Source organism: Pseudomonas sp. DD1, from assembly GCF_044510355.1.
Taxonomy (GTDB): Bacteria; Pseudomonadota; Gammaproteobacteria; order Pseudomonadales; family Pseudomonadaceae; genus Aquipseudomonas; species Aquipseudomonas shahriarae.
Genome location: NZ_MSAJ01000002.1, coordinates 26019 through 51885, shown reverse-complemented (window position 1 = coordinate 51885; position 25867 = coordinate 26019). Strand labels below are relative to the sequence as shown.

Here is a 25867-nt window from a genome sequence, read left to right as displayed (position 1 = left end):
CAGTCTTTGACAGTTTCCCGACAAAGCTGTCAAAGACCCCTGCCCACGCCGTCCCTAGGATTTGAGCCTTCCTTGGAATGACGAAGGCCATCATGCGTTCAAAAACGATTTACCTCGCTGCCACTTCTGTGTGCCTGATCACCTGCACCCAACTGTCAGCCGCCGCCGACTGGCAATACAGCCTGCAAGCCGGGGCGGCCAACCTGCCGCGTTACAGCGGCAGCAATGAGCGTATGACCGCGCCATTGCTGGGCGCAAACGTCGTCAGCCCATGGGGGATTTTTCTCGATACCAACAAAGGGCTGGGCTGGGGTTATGAGGATGACAACCTCAGTTTCAGTGCCTATGTCGGCGCCAGCACTGCGCGCAAGGACCAGAAGAAAAGCACCAGCCTGGGCTCCGACCGGCTCAAGGGCATGGGCCAAATCAAGTCGCGACCGCAGTTCGGTGTGAGTGCCAGCTACACCTTGGGCACGGCCGTGCTGGGCGCGACCCTGGAGCATGCGCTGGAGCAAGACGATAAAAAAGACAGCGGCAAGGCGTTTACCTCCCTGGAGCTGAGCATTGGCACCAACCTGTATGACGGTGACTACGGCACTGTGGACGCCAGCCTCAATAGCCTCTTTGGCGATGGCAACTATGTGCGCACCTGGTACGGCGTCACCCCCGGCCAGGCCCAGCACAGCCGCTTTCGCGCGTATGACGCCAAGGGTGGGATGGTCAGCCGGGGCTTGAACCTCGATTGGAGCGTGCCGCTGGGCGACCACACAACGTTCTCTACCTTGCTGGATGTGCAGTATTTGTCGGGGGATGCCGGCAAAAGCCCGATTGTGGAACGCCGGATGCAAACCTCGGTGATGGGTGTGCTGAACTACAGCTTTTGATTTGCAAACCCGATCAGACAGGGGGGGCTGGCTTGCCGGTCGCTCCATTACTGCGATGGTCATTCGCTCTTTTTGGGTTGTTGGGGGGGTGTACATATCCGTTGCTGCGGTCACGGCGGCTATTGGTTCCGCCCTTACGGCGGCTCACTTTGGAGAAGCGCCAAAGTAAGCAAAACGCTTTTGCCCCACCACTCGGTGCCTCGCCTAGGCTCGGCATGCCCGCAGTCAGGCCTTGCTCCGTGGGCCCGCCGCGATCGGCCATCCATGGCCGTGTCGCGGCTACCCCGGCATCCATGCCGGGGTGCCCACTGCGCAATACCTGCCTGCGGCCATCGTGGTTTAACGGGGCGCCTGAGATCAAGATCAAAAGCCAGATCAAAAGCAGAGCATCAGCAACAGCAAAGCCGGGGTGCGAAGCTGCATTCCCCTGTGGGAGCTGGCTTGCCTGCGATGACGGCCCAATAGATCGCCACAGAGTGTCAGGTACCCAACGTCATCGTTTACGACCATCGCAGCGAGGCGGCGACCCGACTAGCCAGCTTCCACACCCGCCAGCCCCCACATTTACAATCTTCATGGGTTTGCAGAGGATCAGTCGGCGTACGCCCAGGTCATCCGGAACGACGCCCCGCCCCACTGCGAGTCCAGCACCTGCACCTGCCCGCCATGCCACTGGCTGACCCGCTGCACCAGCGCCAGGCCCAGGCCAAAGCCGCCGGTGCGGCGGTCGCGGCTGGCGTCCAGGCGCATAAAGGGTTGGAAGATTTTCTCCCGGCCGTCCTCGGGTACGCCGGGACCGTCGTCGCAGACGCGTACTTCATAACCACTGCCGAACTTGACCAGCGACACCTCGACCCGATGCTCGGCGTAACGAATGGCATTGCGCAGCAGGTTGATCACCGCGCGAGCCATAAACCGCGGTTCGATCTGGATGAAGTCGACTTCACAGGTACCCAGGGACAGTTGCACGCCTTCGGCCTCGGCTTCCAGGGCCACGCTGCCGATCACACTGTCGAGCCAGCTGTGGGCCTCGATGTTCTCGCGGGTGACCTGTGTCGCGCCACGTTCAAGGCTGGCGTAGGTCAACAGTTCGGAAACCATGTCCTCCAGTTCGCCTAGGTCGGCGTACATATCGCCGATCAACGCGCGGCTCTGGCGCGGATCGGCCTCCTGTTTGAGTTGGTCGAGTTCAAACGACAAGCGTGCAATCGGCGTGCGCAGTTCATGGGACACCGCATTGGTCAGCTCGCGCTGGTTGGCGATCAGGTGTTCGATGCGCTCGGCCATCTGGTTGAAGTGCCCGGCCAACTCGCGCACGCTCGAGCGCCGTGGCAGGAGGATGCGCGAACCCAGGTCATTGTCACCAAATCGCTGGGCCGCCAGGCGAATATGCTCCAAGTCGCGCCAGTGCGGGCGCACCCAGAAATACAGGACAATCGCCAGGCACAGGCCCAACAAGCTATAGGCCCACAGGTACAGCCAGCGCGGCTCCACCGGCAGCTTGATCTGAAGCAGCTGCGCGCCACCGTCGATTTCGGTGATGAACTCCATAAAGTCGCCGCGCACCACCAGCTTGCCGTCAGTCAGCAATTGTTGCTCGCGGGAGGTGAGTGCCGCAGCGTCCCGGGCAATCAAGGCCAGGCGCAGGCCATAGTGCTGCTGCAGCTCGGCCAGGCGTGCTTCGCGGGCCGCGCCAGCGGGCAGCGGGCGCAACTGCTCCACCAGGCCGTAGGCCGGGCCGCGCATGGCTTCGCGGTTGTAGGTTTCGTTGGCTTCGGGCAGCAATTCGTCGAAGGTGTAGTTCACCAGCCAGATTGCCCCGGCCAGGCCCAGGGCCAGGATGATGTACAGACGCAGAAACAGGCGCAGCATCGGGCTAGGCCTCCCAGGCAAACGGGTTGAACAGGTAGCCCTTGCCCCAGATGGTCTTGATGCACACCGGCTCGCGGGGGTTGTCATTGAGCTTGTTGCGCAGCTTGCTGATATACACATCGACACTGCGGTTGAGCCCATCGAAGGCGATCCCGCGCATGCGGTTGAGGATATCGTCCCGCGAGAGGATCTTGCCCGCGCTGCTGGCCAACAGCCACAGCAGCTCGAACTCCATGGTGGTCAGGTCGATCTTCTCGTCACCCAGGCTTACCCCCCGACAACTGCGGTCAATCGCCAGTTGGCCGAACGCCAGGGAACCACGCACCGTCGGCTCCGGCAGATGGCGGCGCTGCAAGGCGCGCAGGCGTGCCAGCAACACCGGCGGCTTGATCGGTTTGATCACATAGTCATCGGCGCCGGATTCCAGGCCGAGGATATGGTCCAGGTCGTCTTCCTTGGCGGTGAGGATCACGATGGGGGTGTCGGACACATTGCGGATCTCGCGACACACATGCAGGCCGCTCTGGCCCGGCAGCATCAGGTCGAGCACGACGATCTTCGGTTTGAACGCCAGGAACACCGCCAACGCCTCATCGCCCCGGTGCACCACGCGCACTTCAAAGCCATGCTGTGACAGAAAATGCGCGATCAGCCCTGCCAGCTTCTCATCGTCCTCAACGAGTAGGACCTTGCCCAGACCCAGGTTTTCCATACGTTCTCAGTGTGCAAAAGCGGATTGAAGAGCGAGCATTATAGGTGGCAAGCTGTCCGGCAAAAGCGCCTGGCCAGCAGCGGCTGACGAAGCTTCATGTTTTTAAGAGTTTTTAACAATTAGCCTGCAATGTTTAACGCCACCCACAGGGAGTTGTATGCGCAAGGATTACCTGGCGTTCTTTGTTTCGCTGTTCCTGTCCCGGCTGGCGGACCAGATTCTGCTGTTTATCGTGCCGCTCATCGTATTTCAGACCACCAACAGCGTAGCGTGGGCCGGGCTGGCGTTCTTTATCGAGTCGCTGCCGCGATACCTGGCGTTCCCGGTGTGCGGGGCATTGTGCGACAAGTTTTCGCCCGTGCGCATCCTGCATATCAGCCAGGCCTACCGAGCGCTGGCGTGCCTAGTGGCCGTGGCGCTGTACGCGATGTTCGGCGGCATCCATTGGCTGGTGATCCTGTCGGCGCTGTGTGGAGTGCTGACGACCCAGGGCATCATGGCGCGAGAAGTCGTCATGCCGCATATTTTCAAGCATTACACCTACGCCAAGACCCTCTCCTACTCGCAAATCGCCGACCAGAGCGGCCTGGTGCTAGGGCCACTGATTGCTGCGCTGATGCTGGAGGTGTGGGCCTGGCATTGGGTGGTGCTGGGGATTGCCGGGCTGTTTGTGCTGGCAGACCTGGCAATGCTGGTCTGGCAGCGCACTACCACGGTGAATCTCGAAAACCACGCGCAACACCGGGATATCTGGCTGCAACCGCTACGCATCGCGCTCGGGCATATCCGTAACCTGGCGGAGCTCAAGCGCATTATCGCCCTGGCAGTCGGCGTGAATTTGATTATTGGCGTGACGCTGGCCACCTCCGCCGCCATGGTGACCGGCCTCTACGCGGCCGACAAGGATGCCTATGCACTGCTGCAGGCCGCCGGCGCGGTGGTGACCATCGTCATCCTGTTTTACCTGGCGCGCTCGAGCCTGGCGTTGAAAGTGCTGGGCGGGCTGTCGTATTCGGTGATTGCGCTTGGGGCATTGATCATGGCGATCAGTCCCAACCTCTGGCTGTACACCCTGGGTTTTCTGCTGGTCACCGGTTTCGACAAGATGTTCAACGTGTACATGCGCAGCACCCGTCAGCGGGTCATTCCCGTGCAGGACTTCGGCAAGACGGTGGGCGTGATCACCTTGCTCAATAACCTCGCGCAGCCATTGGCGGGCCTGGCAATTGCCGTGCTGGCGGCACCTTTTGGCACGCAAACGGTGATCCTGCTGCTGACCGGGATCACCGCGCTGATCGGCGTGGCCGTGGCCTCAGGCTGGCACGCCACTGTGAAAGCGGAACTCGATATCGGGTGATTCGATCAATTCCTGCTCGGCCGCCCTCACCCGCTCGATGACCTGGGCAACATCCTTGGCATCGCCGTATTGATAGGCCAGCTTCAGATAGCCCTGGAAATGCCGTGCCTCGCTTTTCAGCAGACCAAAGTAGAACTTGCCGAGTTCTTCGTCCAAATGCGGCACCAGTGCTTCGAAACGCTCGCAACTGCGCGCTTCGATAAACGCCCCGACCACCAGGGTGTCCACCAGTTTCACCGGTTCGTGGCTGCGTACCACCTTGCGCAAACCCGAGGCATAGCGGCTGGCATGCAGCTGGCGCAGCTCGATCTTGCGCTTTTTCATCAGGCGCATGACTTGCTCATGGTGCACCAGCTCTTCGCGGGCCAGGCGCGACATCATGTTGATCAGGTCGACATGGGAGTGGTACTTGGCAATCAGGCTCAAGGCCGTGCTGGCGGCCTTGAATTCGCAGTTTTTGTGGTCGATCAGCAGGGTTTCCTGGTCGGCCAGTGCGGCCTGGACCCAGGCATCGGGGGTGCGGCAACCGAGGAAGTCATGGATTTCGGGCAGGTTCATCGGGCTCACGAGCAAAGGGTCACAAAAGGCCGCCGATTATACCGCCCCCGCCGCAGACCACCAGTCACGGGGTTTGATGTGCATCAACATGCTGTACGGCGGGCAACAACTATAGTTGTTCGAAGCCTTGCCCTTCCCACCCTTGGAGATCTCGCTCATGAACGAAATTGGCAAAATCCTGGTGATCATTGAGCCCGAACACTCGGAAAGCCTGGCCCTCAAGCGCGCCAAGCTGATCGCTGGGGTGACAGGCGCTCATTTGCATCTGCTGGTGTGCGACAAAAAGCATGAGCATTCGGCGCTATTGGCCTTGCTCAAAGAGCAATTGTCGGCCGATGGCTACAACGTCACAACCGAACTGGCCTGGAACAACAACCTGCACGAAACCATCATCGGTGTGCAGCAGGCCGAAGGTTGCGCACTGGTGATCAAGCAGCACTACCCCGACCGCCCGCTGAAAAAGGCCCTGCTGACGCCAGCGGACTGGAAACTGCTGCGCTTGTGCCCGGCCGCTGTGCTGTTGGTCAAGACCGCGACCCCATGGACCGACGGGGTGATCCTGGCGGCCATCGACGTGGGCAACCTGGATAACGAGCATAAAGACCTGCACGCGGCCATCATCGACCATGGCTTTGACATCGCCAGCCTGGCCAAGGGCCAGTTGCATGTCATCAGCGCCCATCCCTCGCCCATGCTGTCGGCAGCCGATCCGGTGTTCCAGCTCAAGGAAACCATCGAGGCCCGCTATCGCGAGCAGTGCAAGGCGTTCCAGGCCGAATTCGACATTGACGACAGCCGCCTGCATATCGAAGAAGGCCCGGCGGATGTGCTGATCCCCCATACCGCCTATAAGTTGAGGGCGGCCGTCACGATCATTGGCACCGTGGCACGCACCGGGATTTCCGGGGCGCTGATCGGCAATACGGCGGAAGTGGTGCTGGATGCGCTGGAGAGCGATGTGCTGGTGCTCAAGCCCCAGAGCATCATCGACCACCTGGAGGAACTGGCCAGCAAGGCACAGTGAAGATCAGACATGTGCGAGCGGGCTTGCTCGCGATAGCGGTGAGTCAGTTGATACATCCCTGACTGAACTGGCGCTATCGCGGGCAAGCCCGCTCCCACAAGGGATCTTGGCAGGGCAGGATATTTTGACCACACCCCAGCTCCCAAAGGGGATCTTGGCAGGGCAGGATATTTTGGCCACACCCCAGCTCCCACAGGGGATCTTGGCAGGGCAGGATATTTTGGCCACACCCCAGCTCCCACAGGGGATCTTGGCAGGGCAGGATATTTTGGCCACACCCCAGCTCCCACAGGGGATCTTGGCAAGGAAGGATATTTTGGCCACACCCCAGAACAAAAGTGGGAGCTGGCTTGCCTGCGATAGCGGTGGGTCAGTTGATAGATGCCTGACTGACACGCCGCCATCGCGGGCAAGCCCGCTCCCACATGTTGATCGGCGACAGTCAGTGACCTAGTGCATCCTTGAGGAAGCCAGGGGCGATATAGCGCTGGTAATGCGCCTCGGACAGGATAAAAAACTCCCGATCAATGGCATCACGCAGTTCCGGCAGGTTCCAGTCGCGAAACTCCGGCATCAGCACCATGCCATAGGCTTCCAGGTTGTTGATCACCCGCGCGCCACGGGCGATCAACTGGTAGGCCCAGCAGTATTCCGACTGGTGCGGCACAAAGCGGATTTTTCGCTGTTCGAGTTGCCAGCGCAGCCGTTTGGGGTCGAATACTTCCAGCTTGCCCGCCATGACCTGCACCAGCAGTTGCTCAAGCCGCAGCCAAACTGCGCGTTTTTCTTCCTCGCCATAGCCGTTCCACTGGATCACTTCGTGGTGGAAACGCTTGCAGCCGCGGCACACGAGATCGCCGTAAACCGTGGAGCACAGGCCGATGCAGGGGGTCTTGATGGTTTGGTTGGGCATGGGTGACAACGCACAAATCAGCGAAACAGTGGCCCATGTTAGCCCTTTGTCTAAGGTTCATCACCCTGCAAACTTGCTGCGGCAACTTACCTTTAGAAATTTTTTGCCGTAGAATCATCCGGCCTTGTAAGGCGCCAAATAATCCGTTGGAAGCTGTTTTCAAAGCGTCACGAGCACAGTCGTTCCTTCAGAACGGTGTTGGCGCTGGTTATTTACCCTCCAAATGACCAGCACCAACCCTCATCAGCTCCGTTCTGCAGGCGTAAAACTTTGAAAGCAGCTTCTGTGAGAAATGCCGGCAGCGCTGGCTCTACGGCCCAAAAAGCCCCCGAGCGCATGCGTGCCGTGCATGTCTGGATGAGCGTCCCGTGGGACCACTGATGAGGGTAATAACTGTGCTTGAAGCCTACCGCAAACATATCGAAGAGCGTGCAGCCCTGGGTATCGTTCCCCAGCCGCTAAACGCCGAACAAACCGCAGGCCTGGTCGAGCTGCTGAAAAATCCCCCGGCTGGCGAAGAAGAGTTTCTCGTTGACCTGATCACCAACCGCATTCCACCAGGCGTTGACGAAGCTGCCTACGTCAAGGCCGGTTTCCTGTCTGCCCTGGCCAAGGGCGAAGTGTCTTCCCCCCTGATCGACAAAAAGCGCGCGGTTGAACTGCTTGGCACCATGCAAGGCGGCTACAACATCGTGACCCTGGTCGAGCTGCTGGACGACGCTGAACTGGCCGCCGTTGCTGCTGCCCAGCTCAAGCACACCCTGCTGATGTTCGATGCATTCCACGACGTCGCGGAAAAAGCCAAGAACGGCAACACGCACGCCAAGGAAGTGATCCAGTCCTGGGCCGACGGCGAGTGGTTCAAGAACCGCCCGACCCTGGCCGACAAGATCAGCCTGCGCGTGTTCAAGGTCACCGGCGAAACCAACACCGACGACCTGTCCCCTGCTCCCGATGCCTGGTCCCGTCCTGACATCCCGCTGCACGCCCTGGCCATGCTGAAAATGGCCCGTGAAGGCATCGTGCCGGACGAGCAAGGCAAGACCGGCCCGATGAAGCAGATCGAAGAAATGCGCGGCCAGGGCTTCCCGATCGCCTACGTCGGTGACGTGGTCGGTACCGGTTCGTCCCGTAAGTCGGCAACCAACTCGGTACTGTGGTTCTTCGGCGACGACGTCCCGTACGTGCCTAACAAGCGCGCTGGTGGCTTCTGCTTCGGCAGCAAGATCGCTCCCATCTTCTACAACACCATGGAAGATGCTGGCGCACTGCCAATCGAATTCGACGTCACCAACATGCACATGGGCGACGTGATCGACCTGTACCCGCATGCTGGCAAAGTCTGCAAACACGGCACCGACGAAGTCCTGACCACCTTCGAAATGAAGACCCCGGTCCTGTTGGACGAAGTCCGTGCCGGCGGCCGTATCCCGCTGATCATCGGCCGTGGCCTGACCGACAAGGCTCGCGCTGAGCTGGGTCTTGGCCCTACCGACCTGTTCAAGCTGCCTGAAGCACCTGTCGACACTGGCAAGGGTTTCACCCTGGCCCAGAAAATGGTCGGCAAGGCCTGCGGCCTGCCGGAAGGCAAAGGCGTTCGTCCAGGTACCTACTGCGAACCGAAGATGACCACCGTGGGTTCCCAGGACACCACCGGTCCAATGACCCGTGACGAACTGAAAGACCTGGCGTGCCTGGGCTTCTCCACCGATCTGGTGATGCAGTCCTTCTGCCACACCGCGGCCTATCCAAAGCCGATCGACGTGACCACCCACCACACCCTGCCTGACTTCATCATGACCCGTGGCGGTGTATCGCTGCGTCCAGGCGACGGCATCATCCACAGCTGGCTGAACCGCATGCTGCTGCCGGACACCGTGGGTACCGGTGGTGACTCCCACACCCGTTTCCCGATGGGCATTTCGTTCCCGGCCGGTTCTGGCCTGGTAGCGTTCGCCGCAGCCACTGGCGTAATGCCACTGGACATGCCTGAGTCGATCCTGGTGCGTTTCAAAGGCAAGATGAAACCTGGCATCACCCTGCGTGACCTGGTTCATGCCATTCCTTACTACGCAATCCAGTCCGGCCTGCTGACCGTTGAGAAGAAAGGCAAGAAAAACGCCTTCTCCGGCCGCATCCTGGAAATCGAAGGCCTGAACGACCTCACGCTGGAGCAGGCTTTCGAGCTGTCCGACGCCTCGGCCGAACGTTCGGCTGCCGGTTGCACCATCAAGCTGTCGAAAGACTCCGTCACCGAGTACCTGAACTCCAACATCACCCTGCTGCGCTGGATGATCGGTGAAGGCTACGGTGATGCGCGTACCCTGGAACGTCGTGCCCAAGCGATGGAAGCCTGGGTTGCCAACCCTGAGCTGATGGAAGCCGATGCCGACGCCGAATACGCCGAAGTCATCGAGATCGACCTGGCCGAAATCAACGAGCCAATCCTCTGCGCGCCAAACGACCCGGACGACGCCCGTCTGCTGTCCAGCGTTGCTGGCGAGAAGATCGACGAAGTGTTTATCGGTTCGTGCATGACCAACATCGGTCACTTCCGCGCTGCCGGCAAGCTGCTGGAACAGGTCAAGGGTCAGCTGCCAACCCGTCTGTGGCTGTCGCCGCCGACCAAGATGGACGCTCACCAACTGACCGAAGAAGGCTACTACGGCATCTACGGCAAGGCTGGCGCGCGCATGGAAATGCCGGGGTGCTCGCTGTGCATGGGTAACCAGGCACGTGTTGAGCCGAATTCGACCGTAGTGTCGACTTCGACCCGTAACTTCCCGAACCGTCTGGGTGATGGCGCGAACGTCTACCTGGCATCGGCCGAGCTGGCGGCAGTCGCCTCCACCCTGGGTCGCCTGCCGACCGTCGAAGAGTACATGGGCTACGCAGCGAAACTGGACACCATGGCCAGTGACGTCTACCGCTACCTGAACTTCGACCAGATCGCCGAGTTCCGTAAAATCGCAGCAAGCGCCAACATTCCGGTGGTTCAAGCCTAACGGTGTGTTGATGTGAAGAACGCCGCGTATCGCAAGATACGCGGCGTTTTTTTATGCCTGGAAAAACCTGACGGGCACTGGCTGTCGACGGCCTTTCTCCAACGACCTACCAGATCAGGTAGTTGTCCCGCCGCGCCTTGAAGGCCGAAACTCTCTACACCCTGATGCCCGCGTCATGGGATCCGCCTGCTTTGGATGTACTCGCGCTGTATGCCGTACGACTTCTAATAAAAACAGCCAAGCCTCGTCGTCGATGCCCGTACCCGGTGGCAGGGGCGCTCTCACCCGTTTTTAAGTGCTTAATGGAGGTGTGTTATGTGGCGCAATCAATATGTGATCAAGAACGTCTTCAAGGACTATGCGGTGTCGGTGGAACAAATCGGCGATGCCCCCGATAAAAAGAATGTACTGCTGGTCAATGGCGCCATGGCCACAACCTCGGCCTTTGCCCGTACCAGCAAGTGCCTGGCCGAACACTTCAACGTGGTGCTGTTTGACTTGCCATTCGCCGGAAACTCCCGGGCTCACAACCCGAATCGGTGCCTGGTGACCAAGGACGATGAAGTCCAGATCCTGCTGGCCTTGATCGAAGGCTTCAATATTCACCATCTGGTTTCCGCATCCTGGGGCGGCCTGTCGACCTTGCTGGCCCTCGCCCAGAAGCCGGACAACGTCGAAAGCTCGGTAGTGATGTCATTCGCTCCCGGCCTCAATGGCCCGATGCTCGACTACGTCAGCGGCGCCCAGGCACTCATGGCCCGGGATGACAACGCGGGTATCGGGCACTTGCTCAACCAGACGCTGGGCAAGCACCTGCCGCCCCGCCTCAAGAGTGCCAATCAACAGCACATGGCGCAGTTGATCAACGCCGAGCAGCATCAGGCGCGATTCCATATCGACCAGGCCCTCAAGCTCAATGAAGGGGCGTACCTGCCCCAGCTTTCGAACATCGACAGCCACGTGCACTTTTTGAACGGTGCCTGGGACGAATACACCAGCGCCATGGACGTGCAGCGCTTCAAGCAGTACATCCGCGACTGCAGCTTCTCCACGGCCGAGAGCAGCGGGCACTTTCTGGATCTGGAATCCAGGGCTGCGGCCAACGGCGTGCACCGCGCGTTGCTCGGCCATTTGCTGACGCATCGCGACGCCCGGCCAGAGGCGTTTTGCATGTCGCCTCCTCACCGAGCGCAGTTGAGCTTCGCCTGAGCACTTTTGAACAAGGATGTGGATGATGCGAGTAATCATGATTGCCATCGGTTCGGCCGGTGACGTTTTTCCCTTTATCGGCCTGGGCGCAGCACTGACCCTGCGCGGTCATCAGGTGACCTTGTGCAGCATGCCGGCGTTTCAACACACCATCGAGGCCCGGGGCCTGGACTTCGTGCCGTTATGCGATGAGGCGACCTACAACGCTGCCATGGGCGATCCCCGCCTGTGGGATCCGAAGACTTCCTTCAGCGTGTTGTGGCAAGCCATCGCAGGCCTATTAGAGCCGGTCTACGATTATGTAACCGCGCATAACACTGACGATATGGTAGTGGTCGGCTCGCTGTGGGCCCTGGGTGCACGTATTGCCCATGAAAAATACGGTTTCCCCTACCTCTCGGTCCAAGTGTCCCCTTCAACCCTACTGTCGGCACATTTACCGCCTGTACACCCCACTTTCAATGTGTCACGTCGCCTGCCCTTGACGGTGCGCAAATTGCTCTGGCGCGGGATCGAATACCTGAGCCTGGACCGGACCTGTGCCCCACAAATCAATGCACTGCGCCGCAAACACGGATTGCCGGGCGCGGTGAAGAACATCTTCAGCCAATGGATGCATGCCCCCCAAGGCGTGATTTGCCTGTTCCCCGAATGGTTCGCCCCCGTCCAGCAAGACTGGCCGCAGCCCCTGCACATGGCCGGCTTCCCACTGTTCGACGGTGGCACCCTGGGGCTCGATGAACAGACTCGGGCCTTCCTCGATGCCGGACCGGCCCCCGTGGTTTTCACCCAAGGTTCCACTGAGCACTTTGACCAGCAGTTTTATCGCTTTGCCCTGGAAGCGCTGCACAGGGTCGGCGCACGCGGTATTTTTCTGACCAGTGATCGGCCGGTCACCAGCGATTTGCCGCCCACGGTGATGCAACGTCCGTTTTTGCCGATGAGTTCGCTGCTGCCTCGCGCAGCTGGGCTGGTCCACCCCGGCGGCATTGGCGCCATGAGCCTGGCGCTGGCTGCCGGCATCCCACAGATTGTCCTGCCGATCGCCCATGACCAGTTCGATAACGCCGAACGACTGGTGCGCATGGGGTGCGGAATACGTCTTGCCCTGCCCTTGGACAGACAAGACCTGCAAGGGGCGATCACAGCGCTGCTACACGACACCCGATTGCAACAGGCCTGTGCTCGGGCGAGCAGCCTGATGCCCGCCGATGCGGCGTCCTGTGAAACAGCGGTCAAGGCCATTGAACAGTGCCACGCGCACCATTCAATACCTCGCCTGTGCCAAGCGTCATAAACACCGGCCTCTTGGGCAAAAGTGCCGTGCCAGAGCCGTCGGCAAAGCACCGGAAAAGTTTGACAGAAAGATCACGTGGGCTAGATTGCCAAAGGTTCCAGGAATCGAGGCGACTGTCCATGGAGAAGGAAAACGACCTCATCCGCTGGTGGAATCGCTTGCGGATAGAGATGCTCAAGCAACAGGGAGGAGCACAAGTGTTCGCGCTGCTGGAGCGGGAAGTGTTGCAATTGGGGTTCGAGTATTACGCCTATGCCGTACGCCACCTGACCCCTTTTACCCGACCAAAAACCGAGATTCACGGCTCTTACCCCGAAAGGTGGCTGGAACATTACCAGGAGCAAAACTACGCGGCTGTCGATCCGTCGATCCTCAGTGGCTTGCGTTCCACCGAGATGGTGCTGTGGAACGACGCACTGTTTGAAAACAGCCGCAAGCTATGGCTGGAAGCTCGGGATTGGGGTCTGTGCATCGGCGCCACGCTGCCGATTCGCAGCCACGATCATTCGCTGCGGGTACTGTCCGTGGCCCGGCGCCAGGATCCTATTTCGCGGGCTGAAAGCGACGAGATTCAATTGCGCCTGCGCTGCATCCTCGAACAGGTGACGCTGCGCCTGACAGATCTGGGCCATAGCGAACGCGCCCACCCGTCGGTCTGCCTCAGCCTGCGTGAGCGGGAAATTTTGCAGTGGACCGCCGACGGCAAGAGTTCAGGCGAGATCGCGCTGATCCTGACCATCTCCATCAACACGGTGAACTTTCACCTCAAGGCCATCCAGAAGAAATTCGGCGCAGCCAACAAGACACTGGCGGCTGCCTATGCCGCCGCACTGGGCCTGATCTAGGCCCGACGATCACGATAAGGACATCCAATGATCAGCATCATCACCCGCCATCACCATGAACTGTCTGCAGCCCTTGAGGACGACCTGGGCCGCTATCGACACGAAGTGTTCATCGAGCAACTGGGTTGGCAGCTGGACTCCACCCACGCCCGGCCCCAACGCGAATTCGATCAGTTCGACCAGGCCGACACGCGCCATATCCTCGCCCTGGACACAAAAGGCCAGGTCTGCGGTTGCGCACGGCTGTTGCCGACCACCCAACCTTATCTACTGTCGGAAGTCTTCGGGTTTCTGTGCGACCAGCCAAGCCCGCGCAGCCGTGACACCTGGGAAGTGTCGCGCTTTGCCGCCCGCGCCCTGGAGAAAGGTACCCTACCGATGCGCGTCTGGTGGAACAGCCTGCACCATGCCTGGAGCCACGGCGCCAATCAGGTGGTGGCAGTGACCACTCCAGCGCTGGAGCGTTATTTTCTGAAAAATGGCGTGCAATTGAGTCGCCTCGGCGCCCCGCAACGCGTGAACAACGACCATGTGGTAGCACTGAGTTTTCCGGCCTGGCAGAAAAATGGCCGAATCGCGCTGCACGCTGATTCGGCCGTTGCCTAGCTAGAGATATGAGTAACGCCGAGGTCGCCGGCGCTGATCACATCAAGGGATCAGCGAGTAAATCAGCGAGGAGATGGCGACCAGGCCGACCAGGGTCACGAACACATTGGACATCTGCCCACGGTACTTGGCCATGGCCGGCACCTTGCGGATCGCGTACATCGGCATCAGGAACAGGATCGAAGCAATGATCGGCCCACCCAGGGTCTCGATCATCCCCAGGATGCTCGGGTTCAGGGTGGCGATGATCCAGCACACCACCAGCATAAAGCCAGCAGTCATGCGGTCCAGGGCCTTGGCGCCCGGGCGGCGGCCGCTCTTGACGATCAGGCCCTTGAGGCCTTCGCTGGCGCCGATGTAGTGGCCCAGGAAGGACTTGGCAATCGCCACAAACGCAATCAATGGCGCAGCAAAGGCGATGGTCGGGTTATCGAAGTGGTTGGCCAGGTAAGACAGGATCGACAGATTCTGCGCCTTGGCTTCGGCCAGTTGGGCCGGTGACAGGGTCAGCACACAGCTGAACACGAAGAACATCACCATCGCCACCATCAACAAGTGGGCACGGGACAGGATCTGCGAGCTGCGCTCTTCGGCGTGGGCGCCGTACTGGCGTTTCTGGTCAACGGCGAAGGCCGAGATGATCGGCGAGTGGTTGAACGAGAACACCATCACCGGAATCGCCAGCCACAGGGTGTGCAGCAGCGCCGACGGTGCCGGAACGGTGCTGGCCGTGCTGAGGATGCCGCCATTCCAGTGCGGAACCAGGTACACCGCCAGAAACAGCAAGGCAACAATAAACGGATAGACCATCAGGCTCATGGCCTTGACGATCACCTGCTCGCCGCAACGCACCACGGCCAGCAGGCCCAGGATCAGCACAAACGACAGCAGCGCCCGTGGCGGTGGCTCGATGTGCAGTTGGTGCGACATAAAGCTTGCGACGGTGTTGGTCAGCGCCACGCTGTAGATCAGCAGGATCGGGAAGATCGCAAAGAAGTACAGCAAGGTGATCAAAGCACCGGCCTTGATGCCGAAATGCTCTTCAACCACCTCAGTGATGTCCGAGCCCGCACGCCCCGACAGCACAAAGCGGGTCAGGCCACGGTGTGCGTAGTAGGTCATGGGGAACGCCAACAGCGCGAGGATCAGCAACGGCCAGAAGCCGCCCAGGCCTGCGTTGATGGGCAGAAACAAGGTGCCGGCGCCAATCGCCGTGCCGAACAGGCCAAGCATCCAGGTCGTGTCCTGGCGGCTCCAGCCCGTGAGGGTTACAGGTGTCGTTGCGTAGCGTTCATCGACGCTATTGGCCTGATCATTCATCCGCTCGGTTCTCCACTTTCATACGATCGCGGCGAGTCAGAAAAACCTGACAGGCAGCGCCACGACCGTAACAGGGGCGCGATTGTCCGGGATTCACTTGAATAAGCAAAGACTTAGCTGAGGAATGGTTGTACGGAGCAGAGCCAGTCGATTGACCACAAATTGTTGGAATCAGGAACGTTACGCCCCCATCGCCCACTCAATGCAAGCTCTACTACAAAACCTGGAGATTCAAGCATGACGACTTCAAGCCTGAACATTTTCAACGCTGGCCAGTTGGTCGATAGCGTATCGACCCACATCGCCGATCAAATCGCCGCCCAAGACAAGCCCAAGCAACAACAGTCTGACACCTTCACATTCAACGGCATTGAATACGCCGCCGCGCCCAAGCCTCGCAACACACTGATACCCACACCGCGAATCGGCTAAAGATTGGCGAAACTGAGGAATGGGGGTGGCGCAAATGCGTTTAATCAGGCAACAACCCTATAGATAGCCGCCCCTTTAAACATAAAATTTATATACCTATCGCAATTTATATCTCACCAGGTTACTTGTAGGAATCCCCCTACTTCACAGCGAGCATTTGAATATTTTTTAAATGATTGCCCGTGGATTTGTTACAAACATATACCCAGGCATTGATAGCACCTGCCAGGTGCATTTATATTCCGTCACTGCCGGGCCCAAGCAATACCCAACCAAATACAAGAATAAAAACCCACGCCCCATGTAGGAATTATCTAATGCGAAAATGCCATGCCGTTTTTACAGGTCTACTTCTCGCTGGACTGCTCGCTCCACTTTCCAGCCAGGCACAATCGACAAACTCCGACATCCGCGCACTCGCTTCTTCGCCCCAGTGGCTGACCACCAAAGTCTATATAGAAGGCGCCCCGCAAATTGACGTCAAGGACAAGTATCCGGGCGTGGTTGGCATCTCCATGTGGGACCCCGAGCGCAATCGCTATGAGTTTTTCTATGCCGACACCGGGCTGTCAAAGTATGACCATGGCGGTGGCGGTTACTTTCTGGTCACAGGCGACAAAACCACCCATATCCTGGTACCAGACAAGGGCCCTGCCAGAACAGTGGTCAGGCGGCTTGAGGTCCTCAACAACCAAGAGTTCACCTATTCGCGGGAAGTGCCCCGGGACATGGTCGAGACCAACGAGAAAGTTCGTATCTACGTGGTCCATGCGCCTTACAACGGGCCGATCAAAACCTCCACCTCCCACTGAGTATTCTTGACCTGCCAGATACCATCAGGCTTTGACTACTTACTTCAAAAATCCATAAAACAATAAAAAGACGCCTCTTATGAAAACTCAACTCAAGTCGTTATTAATATCCACCGTATGGTTGTCCGCCCTTCTTTCCAGCGGCGCCAATGCGCAACCCTCAGCCCCCGCGACAGCAAAAATACCGCACGCCACACCCGAAAATGCAATTATGTTGACGGTATTTCTCAAACATGATCAATCCCGCCCATTAAGCGAACTAAGGGCGCAACTCGCCAAGCAGGATTTCTACAAAGTATTTCCACCGGAGGGAGTAGAAGTCGTCAGTTGGAACATCACCATGGGAATCGGCCAAGTCATCGTCCTGCGCCTACCCGCCTCTCGGTTGTCAGCGGTCAATCTGGCACTGGAAAATACTGCATGGGGCACCTACCGGACCGAGTTTTTCCCCACCTATGATTTCCGGGAAATCGCCCAGGCAGAACAGAACAAGGTAAGACAAACCCAGTAACGCCCCCCACGGATGCCCAGCGTCTGCAGCCTGCGCCGACGCTGGCATCCCCATGCCAAGGCCTCCCATCGAGGAAGCATCTTTCATCTGCGGGCATTCGTACTACAAAAAATACCGCATACTCCAGAGATCAAACCCCACAACAAGAGCTGCCCCATGCCCGCCACTGTTCTGGTCCTGGTTGAAACCATCAATGAATACCTGCCCATCATCGAGAGCAACGACTTTCATGTGATTCTGGCGCCAACCCCCGCAGAACGCGCTCAGGCGATCAAAACCCATGGCGGGCAGATCCGTGCCGTGCTGACCCGTGGTCCACTGGGGTTGTATGCCGAGGAGATCGCCGCCCTGCCACTGCTGGAAATCATCTGCGTGATCGGTGCCGGCTATGAGCATGTCGACCTGCAGGCGGCGAGCAATCGCAAGATTGTGGTCACCAACGGTGCCGGGGTAAACGCGCCCTCAGTGGCCGACCACGCCATGGCCTTGTTGCTGGCGCTGGTACGCGGCATTCCCCAGACAGACGCGGCCGTGCGACGTGGCGAATGGCCCAAGGTGATGCGCCCGTCCCTCGCCGGCAAACAGCTGGGCATCCTCGGCCTCGGCGCGGTAGGCCTGGAGATCGCCAGGCGCGCCGCCCTCGGGTTTGGCATGGAAGTCAGTTATCACAACCGTCAGCCCCGCGATGACGTGGACTACACCTACTGCGCCAGCGCCGTGGAACTGGCGCGTAACTCGGACTTCCTGGTGCTGGCCACCCCCGGCGGCGTCGGCACGTACAACCTGATCGACCGCCAGGCCCTGGACGCACTGGGGCCCCACGGCTACCTAGTGAACATCGGACGCGGCAGCGTGGTGGTGACCGCCGACCTCGTCGCCGCCCTTGAGCAACGCCGTATCGGCGGCGCGGCCCTGGATGTGTTCGACGACGAGCCCCAGGTGCCCGACGCCCTCAAGCGCCTGGGCAATACGGTGCTCACCTCCCATGTCGCTGGCCTGTCGCCCGAAGCGGCCCATGACACCGTGCAAAGGGTCGCCGAAAACCTCGTGGAACACTTCGCCGGGCGCCCGGTACTCACACCGGTTGCCTTGCCCCCGCCCGAAAAATGACCGATCAGGCACGCTGATTGTCGTCCAACACGCTAGCCTATTAAGCCACCACAGCCTTGTGGCAGGTTGGCTGTGCGCATTAGATTAGCCAATAGTCCAAGGCCTCAAGAATAAGCAAAAGGGATAAGCATGGCGCTCAATGACCAATCCACCCAGATTCGCCCAGGCGAAGAACTGGATGCCAGCCTCATCGACCCCTACCTCAAGGCCCATATCCCAGGCCTGAGTGGCAGCGCCAGAATCAGCCAGTTTCCAGGCGGCGCCTCCAACCTGACCTACCTGCTGGAATACCCCGAACAGGAATTCGTCCTGCGCCGCCCGCCGTTTGGCCACAAGGCCAAGTCGGCCCATGACATGGGCCGTGAGTTCCGCATCCTCAACCAGCTCAAGGATGGCTTCCCCTATTGCCCCAAAGCCTACGTGCACTGCACCGACGAATCGGTGATCGGCGCCGAGTTTTACGTGATGGAACGGGTCAAGGGCATCATCCTGCGCTCGGACCTGCCGCCGGAGCTGGGCCTGGACGCGGCGCGCACCGAAGCCTTGTGCAAGAGCTTTATCGACAAGTTCGTCGAACTGCACCAGGTCGACTACAGCGCGTGCGGCCTGGCCGACCTGGGCAAGCCTGAAGGTTATGTGCAACGCCAGATTCGCGGCTGGAGCGAGCGCTACGAAAAAGCCCTGACCCCCGACGCCCCGAAATGGGAAGCCGTGCGTGCCTGGCTCAACGACAAGATGCCGGACGATCATCCGACCTCGAGCATCGTGCACAACGACTATCGCTTCGACAATGTGATCCTCGACCCCAACAACCCGATGCAAATCATTGGCGTGCTGGATTGGGAGCTGACCACCCTGGGCGACCCGCTGATGGACCTGGGCAACAGCCTCGCCTACTGGATCGAAGCCGCCGACCCGGCGCCCGTGCAACTGATGCGCCGCCAACCGAGCAACGCCCCCGGCATGCTGACCCGCCGCCAGTTTGTCGATTACTACGCCGAGCGCTCCGGCATCCAGATCGACAATTTCGACTTCTACTACACCTACGGCCTGTTCCGTCTGGCCGGCATCGTGCAGCAGATCTACTACCGCTTCTTCCATGGCCAGACCCAGGACAAACGTTTCGCGCAGTTCATCCACATGAACACGCTGCTGGAACAGATGAGCCTGAACGTCATCCACAAATCCACCCTCTGACCCGACAAGGAACCACCATGTCCAAGACTCATCTGTTCGACCTCGATGGCAAGATCGCGTTTGTTTCCGGGGCCAGCCGTGGCATTGGTGAGGCCATCGCCAAGCTGCTGGCCCAGCAAGGTGCCCACGTGATTGTCTCGAGCCGCAAGATCGACGGCTGCCAGCACGTGGCCGATGCAATCATCGCCGCCGGCGGCAAGGCCACGGCCATTGCCTGCCACATCGGCGAGATGGAGCAGATCAGCGAGGTGTTTGCCGGCATTCGCCAGCAGTTCGGGCGCCTGGACATCCTGGTCAACAACGCCGCGACCAACCCCCAGTTCTGCAACGTGCTGGACACCGACCTCGGCGCGTTCCAGAAAACCGTCGACGTGAACATCCGTGGCTACTTCTTCATGTCAGTGGAAGCCGGCAAGCTGATGCGTGACAACGGTGGCGGCAGCATCATCAACGTGGCCTCGATCAACGGCATTTCCCCGGGGCACTTCCAGGGCATCTACTCGGTGACCAAGGCCGCCGTGATCAATATGACCAAGGTGTTTGCCAAGGAATGTGCGCCGTTCGGCATCCGCTGCAACGCCCTGCTGCCGGGCCTGACCGACACCAAGTTTGCCTCGGCCCTGGTGAAGAACGAGTCGATCCTGAACATGGCCCTGGCCCAGATCCCACTCAAGCGCGTGGCCGACCCCAGCGAAATGGCCGGCGCGGTGCTGTACCTGGCCAGCGATGCCTCGACCTACACCACGGGCGTTTCGCTGAATGTGGACGGTGGCTTCCTCTCCTGACCCACGCTTGTGTGGGAGCGGGCTTGCTCGCGAAGACGTCGGCCCAGCAAACATTGATGTTGACTGACCCACTGCTTTCGCGAGCAAGCCCGTTCCCACATTTTTGATCGGCGCGGCCTGTACATACGAGTAACCTTGGCAGAATTGGCCGCCTCGGAATGAAACATGGAACTGCACGTCGTCATCCAGGGCCGCAAGGACCTGGCCGAACAGCTTTACCAGCAACTGCGCGACGCGATTGAATCAGGACGCCTGGCCGCTGGCGCGCAGTTGCCCCCCAGCCGCTTGCTGGCCGAGCAGTTGGGGGTGTCGCGCAAGACCGTGTCCGACACCTACACCACCCTGACCTACGAAGGCCTGCTGATCGGCAAGATCGGCCGTGGCACCTTCGTCACCCCCCATGCGCTGCGGCCAAAGGGCCTGCAAAGTGCGGCCGACCTGGCCTGCGCCGCCAACCTGGCCAAGTGGCAGGCCCTGCCCTCGCCCATGCGCCATCCGACACGCGAAAGCACGTTGCGCTGCGAGTTCATCGGTGGCGCCACCACCCGCAGCCTGTTCCCCCAGGACGAATGGCGACGTTGCACCCAGGACGCTCTGCGCCGCATTGCCAAAAACAGTGGTTTCTACGGCCAGCCCGAGGGCTTGCCGGCCTTGCGCAATGCGATTGCCGGGCATATCGCCTTTTCCCGTGGGGTCAACTGCCGCGACGACGACATTGTGGTGTGCAACGGTGCCCAGCAGGCACTGGACCTGATCGCCCGCGTGGTGCTGGAACCGGGCAGCATCGTCGCCATGGAAGACCCCGGCTACGCCCCGGCGCGCCTGCTTTTCGAAGCCATGGGCGCCACGGTGGCCGGCGTGCCGCTGGACGCGCAAGGGATCCAGGTCGAGTTGATTCCCGAAGGCACCCGACTGATCTACGTCACCCCGTCCCACCAGTTTCCATTGGGTATCCCCATGAGCCTGCCGCGCCGCGAAGCGCTGCTGAAACGGGCGCTGGCGCTGGGCGCAATTGTCATCGAGGACGACTACGACAGTGAATTCCGCTACGAAGGCCGCCCCACTGACGCCCTGCAAAGCATGGATACACGAGGCATCGTCGCCTATGTCGGAACCTTCTCCAAGACCCTGCTCCCAGAGCTGCGCCTGGGCTACACGGTGCTGCCACCGGCCATCCGCGGCGCGGTACTCAAGGCCAAGCAACTGAGCGACCAGCACAGCTCGACACTGCCGCAATGGGCCCTGGCCAAGTTCATCAGCGAAGGCTATTTGCTCAAGCACATCCGGCGTTGTCATGCGGTCTACACCACCCGCCGCGAACGCATCCTCAGCCGCCTGGCCGGCGACCTGTCGCCCTGGTTCGAAGCCGTGCCCAGCGTGGCCGGGTTCCACTTGGCCGCACTGTGCAAAGTGCCCGTGAACATCCCCCTGCTGATCGAACGGGCGCGCCAGGTGGAAGTCGGCCTGTATCCACTGGACGTGTTTTTCCATCAGGCGCCGGTGCGTAGCGGCTTGATCTTCGGCTTCGGCGCCATCGAGACCCTGGATATCGACCCGTCCCTGGACAAGGTGCGCGATATCCTGTTGCAGATTGGCTGAGGAGTAAGGAGCTCCTGCCAGTTCAGAATTCAGGGGCGCCGGAACTGGCGGCGCAGGTCTTCAATCGGCTGCCGACAGGCGCAGCCTTCCAGGTGGTCATTGACCATCCCCATCGCCTGCATGAATGCATACATCGTCGTCGGCCCGACGAATGTCCAGCCGCGCGTCTTCAAGGCCTTGGACAAGCGTACCGACGCCGGCGACGTCGGGTTGCCCGTCCAATAGGCCATGTCCACCACCGCCGGGCGCTCGTCGGCCGCCGGCTCGAATGCCCACAACCAGGCCGCCAGCGAGCCATATTCATCCACCAGTTCACAGGCCCTGCGCGCATTGTTGAGGGTCGAGAGGATTTTCGCCCGGTTGCGCACAATGCCGGGGTCGGCCATCAAGCGCTGGATATCCTGCTCGGTGTACTGCGCCACCCGGCGAAAATCAAAACCCTCGAACGCCCGGCGAAAATGCTCGCGCTTGCGCAGGATGGTGATCCACGCCATGCCGGCCTGGAAGCCTTCCAAGCAGATTTTCTCGTACAGCGCCCTATCATCGGCAACCGGTACACCCCATTCGTGATCGTGGTAATCGGGGTACTCGGCAGCGGCCGTTCGCCATGTACAACGGGTCAGTCCCGTTTCATCGGTTGTCAGTCCAGGCTTGTCCATGCATCACCTCAGCAGCCAAGCCGGGGATGATAAGCGAAAAATTTTCCAGACCGCCAACCGCTCAAGCATCACGGTTACCGAGCAACTGGTAAGACCGGACAACCTAAACAGCCCCTCCCCCCCTTGTAGTTTGCAAAAAACCGAGCGTAGACTGGCCGCGCACTGGACTTACCGGTAAGACCACAACAATTAAGCCCTGGACCCACCAGGGCACCGAATAGAGATCCTTCCCATGCTCAGATGGTGCTCGCGTTCGATTTTCCTGCAAGTCGTCATAGGCCTGATGCTCGGCATCGCGTGCGGCTTGGCCCTTCCCGAATTCTCCTCACAACTCAAACCCCTGGGTGACGGCTTTATCAAGCTGATCAAGATGCTGATCGGCCTGATCGTGTTCTGCGTGGTGGTCAGCGGCATTTCCGGTGCTGGCGACCTGAAAAAAGTCGGGCGCATCGGCCTCAAGTCGGTGATCTATTTCGAAATCCTCACCACCATCGCCCTAGTACTGGGCCTGGTGCTGGCCTTCAGTACCGGGATCGGTAGCGGGGCCAATATCCATCTGGAACAGCTGTCTTCCGCCGGCCTCAATGAATTGGCGGATCGTGGCCAACATATCAAGGGCACTAGTCAGTTCCTGATGGACCTGATCCCCAACTCGGTGATCGGCGCCTTTGCCGACAACAACGTACTGCAAGTGCTGTTGTTCTCGGTGCTGTTCGGCAGTGCGCTGAACCTGGTAGGGGAAGCGGCGTCGGGCATTTCACGACTGATCAACGAACTGAGCCATGTGATCTTCCGCATCATGGGCATGATCGTGCGCCTGGCGCCCATCGGCGTATTCGGTGCCATCGCCTTTACCACCAGCACCTATGGCCTGGATTCGCTACAGCACCTGGGCAGCCTGGTGGGTCTGTTCTACCTGACCTGCATCGCGTTTGTCGCGCTGATCCTGGGCGCGGTGATGCGCCTGTCGGGCCTGCGCATGCTGCCGCTGCTCAAATACCTGCGCGAAGAGCTGCTGATCGTGATGGGCACCGCGTCATCCGATGCAGTGTTGCCACAGATCATGCGTAAACTGGAGCACCTGGGCATCGGCAGTTCCACCGTCGGCCTGGTGATCCCCACCGGTTACTCGTTCAACCTCGATGGTTTCTCGATCTACCTGACCCTGGCCATTGTGTTTATCGCCAACGCCACCGGTACGCCGTTGTCGATGACCGATCTGCTGACCATCCTGCTGGTGTCGCTGATCACCTCCAAGGGGGCCCACGGCATACCGGGTTCAGCCCTGGTGATTCTGGCCGCGACCCTCACCGCCATTCCCGCCATCCCGGTGGTGGGCCTGGTGCTGGTGTTGGCCGTGGACTGGTTTATGGGGATTGGCCGTGCACTGACCAACCTGATCGGCAACTGCGTGGCGACCGTGGCCATTGCCCGCTGGGAAAAGGACATTGATCTGCAACGGGCCAACAAGGTGCTGGAGGGGCAGCAAGGGTATGCGTTCCAGGCCAAGAAGCCGGTGTTGCCGGCTCACCAGGAGTTCTAGCGCAGATCGAGTGTGGGAGCGGGCTTGCTCGCTCCCACCGTTAATCGTCGCCATTTTTACCGTTTGTGTTTGCAACATAAGGAGCCCGGCGTGATCAGCACCTCAACCGTCGTCAATTCAGTCGTAGAAAAACTACGCGCCGCCCTGGCCCGAGGCCAATGGCGGCGTGGCGAAATGCTCCCCGGCCAGCGCGAACTGGCCGAACAATTGGGCATCAGCCGCCCGAGCCTGCGCGAAGCCGTGATCGTCCTGGAAACCCTCGGCCTGGTGCGCTCGATGCCCGGCAAAGGTGTGGTCGTGCTGGAAACCAGCGTCAACGAGCCCCAAGCCCATGATGCCGTGGCCGACGCCAGCCTCGCCGACATCCTGCAACTGCGCTACACCCTGGAGCCGTTTATCGTCGGCCTGGTGGCCCAGTCCATCACCAGCAAGGAAATCGGGCAACTGCGCCTGACCCTGATGGACATGCGCGAAGCCCTGGACGCCAACGACAGTGAAGCGGGGATGAACGCCTACATCGCCTTCCACGAAGAACTGTTCGCCCTGACTTCCAACCCGATCTTCCAGAACGTGGTGCAGCAAACCAGCAACGCCCTCAAGCAAAGCGCCCAGGTGTTGCGCAACTCCCCCGAACACCTGGCCGAGCGCCTGCAGGAAAACGAAGCGGTGGTGCGCGCGATCCGCAGCAAGAACAGCGCCCAGGCCAGCGCCGAAATGCGCCGCCATATCCTCAACGAAGGCCAGCGCATGGGGACCGCCCTGAACATTCCCGACGACCATCTCGGCAACTGACTTTGGAGGCTGGCCATGAGCGCTCATGCCCTGCAACGCACTAACGTTGTCACCGCCCCGCCCCCCATGCGCCTGGTGCCCGGTAAACGGCCCTCGGTGGATGACCTCTACCCACGGCTGTTCGATGCCATCCTCGAACAGCGCATCGTGCCCACCAGCCGCTTTACCGAAGAAGGCCTGGCCGAACAATTTGGCGTCAGCCGCAGCGTACTGCGCCGGGTCCTGGCGCGCCTGGCCGAGCAGCAAGTGATCATCCTGCGCCCCAACCTGCGTGCCCAGGTGGCGGCGCCCGATGCGCAGCAGGTGCAACACATTCTCGAGGCGCGGCGCTTGATGGAAGTGACCGTGGTGCAATTGGCATGCGCACAGGCCAGCCCCGGCCAGATGCGGCGCTTGCGCGAACTGGTGGCGCGCCAACGGGCGTGCGTCGAACAGGGCCAGCAAGGCCCGGCCATCCGCCTGTGTGGCGAGTTTCACCTATTGCTGGCGAGCATTGCGGGGAATCGGCCACTGGCGCAGTTTCTCAATAGCCTGGTGCCGTTGACCTCGCTGGTCATTGCGCAACAGGGAGCGTTCGCCGGGACCTGGCGTGAGCAGTCGGAGATGATCGAGGCACTGGAGCGCAGGGATGGGGGCACGGCCGTAAGCCTGATGACCCAACATCTGGATCATCTGCAAGCACAACTCTCGTAAGCCAATGGAGATTCAACTGTGGGAGCTGGCTTGCTTGCGATGGCGGTGGGTCAGCTGCCAGCAACAGTGACTGGACTGCCTCTATCGCGGGCAAGCCCGCTCCCACAGGGGATCTGCGCGGCGCAGAGAATG

24 protein-coding genes are annotated in these 25867 nt (G+C 60.2%); 18 read left to right on the top strand and 6 right to left on the bottom strand.

Features of this window, described 5'->3' with window-relative positions:
* Positions 1-92: 92 nt before the first annotated feature.
* Positions 93-884: a MipA/OmpV family protein gene (locus tag PSFL_RS01315; protein WP_057959828.1), complete on the top strand. Its 792-nt coding sequence runs from the start codon at positions 93-95 to the stop codon at positions 882-884.
* 591 nt (positions 885-1475) lie between these two features.
* Here PSFL_RS01315 and PSFL_RS01310 read toward each other — a convergent pair.
* Together PSFL_RS01310 and PSFL_RS01305 are read right to left on the bottom strand one after the other, a co-directional pair.
* A complete protein-coding gene (locus PSFL_RS01310) occupies positions 1476-2756 on the bottom strand; it encodes an ATP-binding protein (RefSeq protein WP_170045078.1) in 1281 nt (426 codons plus the stop codon).
* A 4-nt stretch (positions 2757-2760) separates the two neighbouring features.
* Entirely contained in the window at positions 2761-3468 is a 708-nt protein-coding gene (locus PSFL_RS01305) for a winged helix-turn-helix domain-containing protein (RefSeq protein ID WP_057439652.1), read from the bottom strand.
* Positions 3469-3625: 157 nt separating this feature from the next.
* Between PSFL_RS01305 and PSFL_RS01300 the strand changes: the two genes are divergently transcribed.
* The gene (locus PSFL_RS01300) at positions 3626-4825 is read left to right on the top strand and encodes an MFS transporter (protein WP_198792524.1); all 1200 of its coding nucleotides are present in this window, start codon (positions 3626-3628) and stop codon (positions 4823-4825) included.
* Here the strand turns inward: PSFL_RS01300 and PSFL_RS01295 are convergent.
* A complete protein-coding gene (locus PSFL_RS01295) occupies positions 4781-5383 on the bottom strand; it encodes a tRNA-(ms[2]io[6]A)-hydroxylase (protein ID WP_057439654.1) in 603 nt (200 codons plus the stop codon). The two genes, PSFL_RS01300 and PSFL_RS01295, sit on opposite strands and share 45 nt — an antisense overlap.
* Positions 5384-5540: 157 nt before the next feature.
* Here PSFL_RS01295 and PSFL_RS01290 point away from each other — a divergent pair, with 157 nt between their 5' ends.
* On the top strand, positions 5541-6407 hold the full coding sequence (locus PSFL_RS01290) for a universal stress protein (protein ID WP_397469572.1): 867 nt from the start codon (positions 5541-5543) through the stop codon (positions 6405-6407).
* Between the two features lie 442 nt (positions 6408-6849).
* On the opposite strand, the gene PSFL_RS01285 is transcribed toward PSFL_RS01290, so the two are convergent.
* Positions 6850-7320: a DUF1289 domain-containing protein gene (locus PSFL_RS01285; protein WP_057439656.1), complete on the bottom strand. Its 471-nt coding sequence runs from the start codon at positions 7318-7320 to the stop codon at positions 6850-6852.
* A 395-nt stretch (positions 7321-7715) separates the two neighbouring features.
* Between PSFL_RS01285 and acnB the strand changes: the two genes are divergently transcribed.
* The 5 genes from acnB to PSFL_RS01260 all read left to right on the top strand — a co-directional run bounded on the left by acnB (position 7716) and on the right by PSFL_RS01260 (position 14282).
* Positions 7716-10325, top strand: coding sequence for a bifunctional aconitate hydratase 2/2-methylisocitrate dehydratase (acnB, locus tag PSFL_RS01280; protein WP_057439657.1), 2610 nt, complete (start codon positions 7716-7718; stop codon positions 10323-10325).
* A 315-nt stretch (positions 10326-10640) separates the two neighbouring features.
* A complete protein-coding gene (locus PSFL_RS01275) occupies positions 10641-11534 on the top strand; it encodes an alpha/beta fold hydrolase (protein ID WP_057439658.1) in 894 nt (297 codons plus the stop codon).
* Positions 11535-11559: 25 nt separating this feature from the next.
* Positions 11560-12831, top strand: a complete 1272-nt coding sequence (locus tag PSFL_RS01270; RefSeq protein ID WP_397469571.1) for a glycosyltransferase — start codon at positions 11560-11562, stop codon at positions 12829-12831.
* A 119-nt stretch (positions 12832-12950) separates the two neighbouring features.
* Positions 12951-13676 carry an autoinducer binding domain-containing protein gene (locus PSFL_RS01265; RefSeq protein ID WP_115128031.1) on the top strand — a complete coding sequence of 242 codons (726 nt, stop codon included), beginning with the start codon at positions 12951-12953 and terminating at the stop codon, positions 13674-13676.
* A gap of 27 nt (positions 13677-13703) precedes the next feature.
* Positions 13704-14282, top strand: coding sequence for an acyl-homoserine-lactone synthase (locus tag PSFL_RS01260; RefSeq protein ID WP_057439660.1), 579 nt, complete (start codon positions 13704-13706; stop codon positions 14280-14282).
* Positions 14283-14324: 42 nt separating this feature from the next.
* On the opposite strand, the gene PSFL_RS01255 is transcribed toward PSFL_RS01260, so the two are convergent.
* On the bottom strand, positions 14325-15602 hold the full coding sequence (locus PSFL_RS01255; RefSeq protein ID WP_057439661.1) for an HAAAP family serine/threonine permease: 1278 nt from the start codon (positions 15600-15602) through the stop codon (positions 14325-14327).
* Positions 15603-15839: 237 nt separating this feature from the next.
* On the opposite strand from PSFL_RS01255, the gene PSFL_RS01250 reads away from it, so the two are divergent.
* The 7 genes from PSFL_RS01250 (at position 15840) to PSFL_RS01220 (ending at position 22048) form a co-directional block, all read left to right on the top strand.
* Positions 15840-16034, top strand: a complete 195-nt coding sequence (locus tag PSFL_RS01250; RefSeq protein WP_057439662.1) for a hypothetical protein — start codon at positions 15840-15842, stop codon at positions 16032-16034.
* Positions 16035-16351: 317 nt separating this feature from the next.
* Entirely contained in the window at positions 16352-16846 is a 495-nt protein-coding gene (locus tag PSFL_RS01245) for a DUF4822 domain-containing protein (RefSeq protein WP_169961410.1), read from the top strand.
* Positions 16847-16925: 79 nt separating this feature from the next.
* Positions 16926-17357 (top strand): hypothetical protein, encoded by a 432-nt coding sequence (locus PSFL_RS01240; protein WP_397469570.1) that lies wholly within the window; start codon positions 16926-16928, stop codon positions 17355-17357.
* 156 nt (positions 17358-17513) lie between these two features.
* The gene (locus tag PSFL_RS01235; RefSeq protein ID WP_397469569.1) at positions 17514-18467 is read left to right on the top strand and encodes a 2-hydroxyacid dehydrogenase; all 954 of its coding nucleotides are present in this window, start codon (positions 17514-17516) and stop codon (positions 18465-18467) included.
* A gap of 129 nt (positions 18468-18596) precedes the next feature.
* A complete protein-coding gene (locus tag PSFL_RS01230; protein ID WP_273872567.1) occupies positions 18597-19664 on the top strand; it encodes a phosphotransferase family protein in 1068 nt (355 codons plus the stop codon).
* A 17-nt stretch (positions 19665-19681) separates the two neighbouring features.
* Positions 19682-20449, top strand: coding sequence for an SDR family oxidoreductase (locus PSFL_RS01225; RefSeq protein WP_057439666.1), 768 nt, complete (start codon positions 19682-19684; stop codon positions 20447-20449).
* Between the two features lie 165 nt (positions 20450-20614).
* Positions 20615-22048 (top strand): PLP-dependent aminotransferase family protein, encoded by a 1434-nt coding sequence (locus PSFL_RS01220; RefSeq protein WP_216312497.1) that lies wholly within the window; start codon positions 20615-20617, stop codon positions 22046-22048.
* 29 nt (positions 22049-22077) lie between these two features.
* Here PSFL_RS01220 and PSFL_RS01215 read toward each other — a convergent pair whose 3' ends face one another.
* Positions 22078-22707: a DNA-3-methyladenine glycosylase I gene (locus PSFL_RS01215; protein WP_252117854.1), complete on the bottom strand. Its 630-nt coding sequence runs from the start codon at positions 22705-22707 to the stop codon at positions 22078-22080.
* A gap of 232 nt (positions 22708-22939) precedes the next feature.
* On the opposite strand from PSFL_RS01215, the gene PSFL_RS01210 reads away from it, so the two are divergent.
* From PSFL_RS01210 to PSFL_RS01200, 3 genes are all read left to right on the top strand, one after another.
* On the top strand, positions 22940-24250 hold the full coding sequence (locus PSFL_RS01210) for a C4-dicarboxylate transporter DctA (protein ID WP_057439668.1): 1311 nt from the start codon (positions 22940-22942) through the stop codon (positions 24248-24250).
* Between the two features lie 90 nt (positions 24251-24340).
* Complete coding sequence (locus PSFL_RS01205; RefSeq protein ID WP_057439669.1) at positions 24341-25042, top strand: FadR/GntR family transcriptional regulator; 702 nt, start codon at positions 24341-24343, stop codon at positions 25040-25042.
* 15 nt (positions 25043-25057) lie between these two features.
* Positions 25058-25735: a GntR family transcriptional regulator gene (locus tag PSFL_RS01200; protein ID WP_200657002.1), complete on the top strand. Its 678-nt coding sequence runs from the start codon at positions 25058-25060 to the stop codon at positions 25733-25735.
* The last annotated feature ends 132 nt before the right edge of the window (positions 25736-25867 follow it).

Excerpts from the sequence above, each read along its gene's own strand:
- PSFL_RS01305 (WP_057439652.1), bottom strand. The coding sequence starts at position 3,468 with ATGGAAAACCTGGGTCTGGGCAAGGTCCTACTCGTTGAGGACGATGAG.
- PSFL_RS01260 (WP_057439660.1), top strand. The coding sequence starts at position 13,704 with ATGATCAGCATCATCACCCGCCATCACCATGAACTGTCTGCAGCCCTT.
- PSFL_RS01230 (WP_273872567.1), top strand. The coding sequence starts at position 18,597 with ATGGCGCTCAATGACCAATCCACCCAGATTCGCCCAGGCGAAGAACTG.
- PSFL_RS01275 (WP_057439658.1), top strand. The coding sequence starts at position 10,641 with ATGTGGCGCAATCAATATGTGATCAAGAACGTCTTCAAGGACTATGCG.
- PSFL_RS01240 (WP_397469570.1), top strand. The coding sequence starts at position 16,926 with ATGAAAACTCAACTCAAGTCGTTATTAATATCCACCGTATGGTTGTCC.
- PSFL_RS01220 (WP_216312497.1), top strand. The coding sequence starts at position 20,615 with ATGGAACTGCACGTCGTCATCCAGGGCCGCAAGGACCTGGCCGAACAG.
- PSFL_RS01295 (WP_057439654.1), bottom strand. The coding sequence starts at position 5,383 with ATGAACCTGCCCGAAATCCATGACTTCCTCGGTTGCCGCACCCCCGAT.
- PSFL_RS01300 (WP_198792524.1), top strand. The coding sequence starts at position 3,626 with ATGCGCAAGGATTACCTGGCGTTCTTTGTTTCGCTGTTCCTGTCCCGG.
- PSFL_RS01310 (WP_170045078.1), bottom strand. The coding sequence starts at position 2,756 with ATGCTGCGCCTGTTTCTGCGTCTGTACATCATCCTGGCCCTGGGCCTG.
- PSFL_RS01250 (WP_057439662.1), top strand. The coding sequence starts at position 15,840 with ATGACGACTTCAAGCCTGAACATTTTCAACGCTGGCCAGTTGGTCGAT.
- PSFL_RS01285 (WP_057439656.1), bottom strand. The coding sequence starts at position 7,320 with ATGCCCAACCAAACCATCAAGACCCCCTGCATCGGCCTGTGCTCCACG.
- PSFL_RS01200 (WP_200657002.1), top strand. The coding sequence starts at position 25,058 with ATGAGCGCTCATGCCCTGCAACGCACTAACGTTGTCACCGCCCCGCCC.
- PSFL_RS01245 (WP_169961410.1), top strand. The coding sequence starts at position 16,352 with ATGCGAAAATGCCATGCCGTTTTTACAGGTCTACTTCTCGCTGGACTG.
- PSFL_RS01290 (WP_397469572.1), top strand. The coding sequence starts at position 5,541 with ATGAACGAAATTGGCAAAATCCTGGTGATCATTGAGCCCGAACACTCG.
- PSFL_RS01315 (WP_057959828.1), top strand. The coding sequence starts at position 93 with ATGCGTTCAAAAACGATTTACCTCGCTGCCACTTCTGTGTGCCTGATC.
- PSFL_RS01270 (WP_397469571.1), top strand. The coding sequence starts at position 11,560 with ATGCGAGTAATCATGATTGCCATCGGTTCGGCCGGTGACGTTTTTCCC.
- PSFL_RS01225 (WP_057439666.1), top strand. The coding sequence starts at position 19,682 with ATGTCCAAGACTCATCTGTTCGACCTCGATGGCAAGATCGCGTTTGTT.
- PSFL_RS01255 (WP_057439661.1), bottom strand. The coding sequence starts at position 15,602 with ATGAATGATCAGGCCAATAGCGTCGATGAACGCTACGCAACGACACCT.
- PSFL_RS01265 (WP_115128031.1), top strand. The coding sequence starts at position 12,951 with ATGGAGAAGGAAAACGACCTCATCCGCTGGTGGAATCGCTTGCGGATA.
- PSFL_RS01235 (WP_397469569.1), top strand. The coding sequence starts at position 17,514 with ATGCCCGCCACTGTTCTGGTCCTGGTTGAAACCATCAATGAATACCTG.
- PSFL_RS01215 (WP_252117854.1), bottom strand. The coding sequence starts at position 22,707 with ATGGACAAGCCTGGACTGACAACCGATGAAACGGGACTGACCCGTTGT.
- PSFL_RS01210 (WP_057439668.1), top strand. The coding sequence starts at position 22,940 with ATGCTCAGATGGTGCTCGCGTTCGATTTTCCTGCAAGTCGTCATAGGC.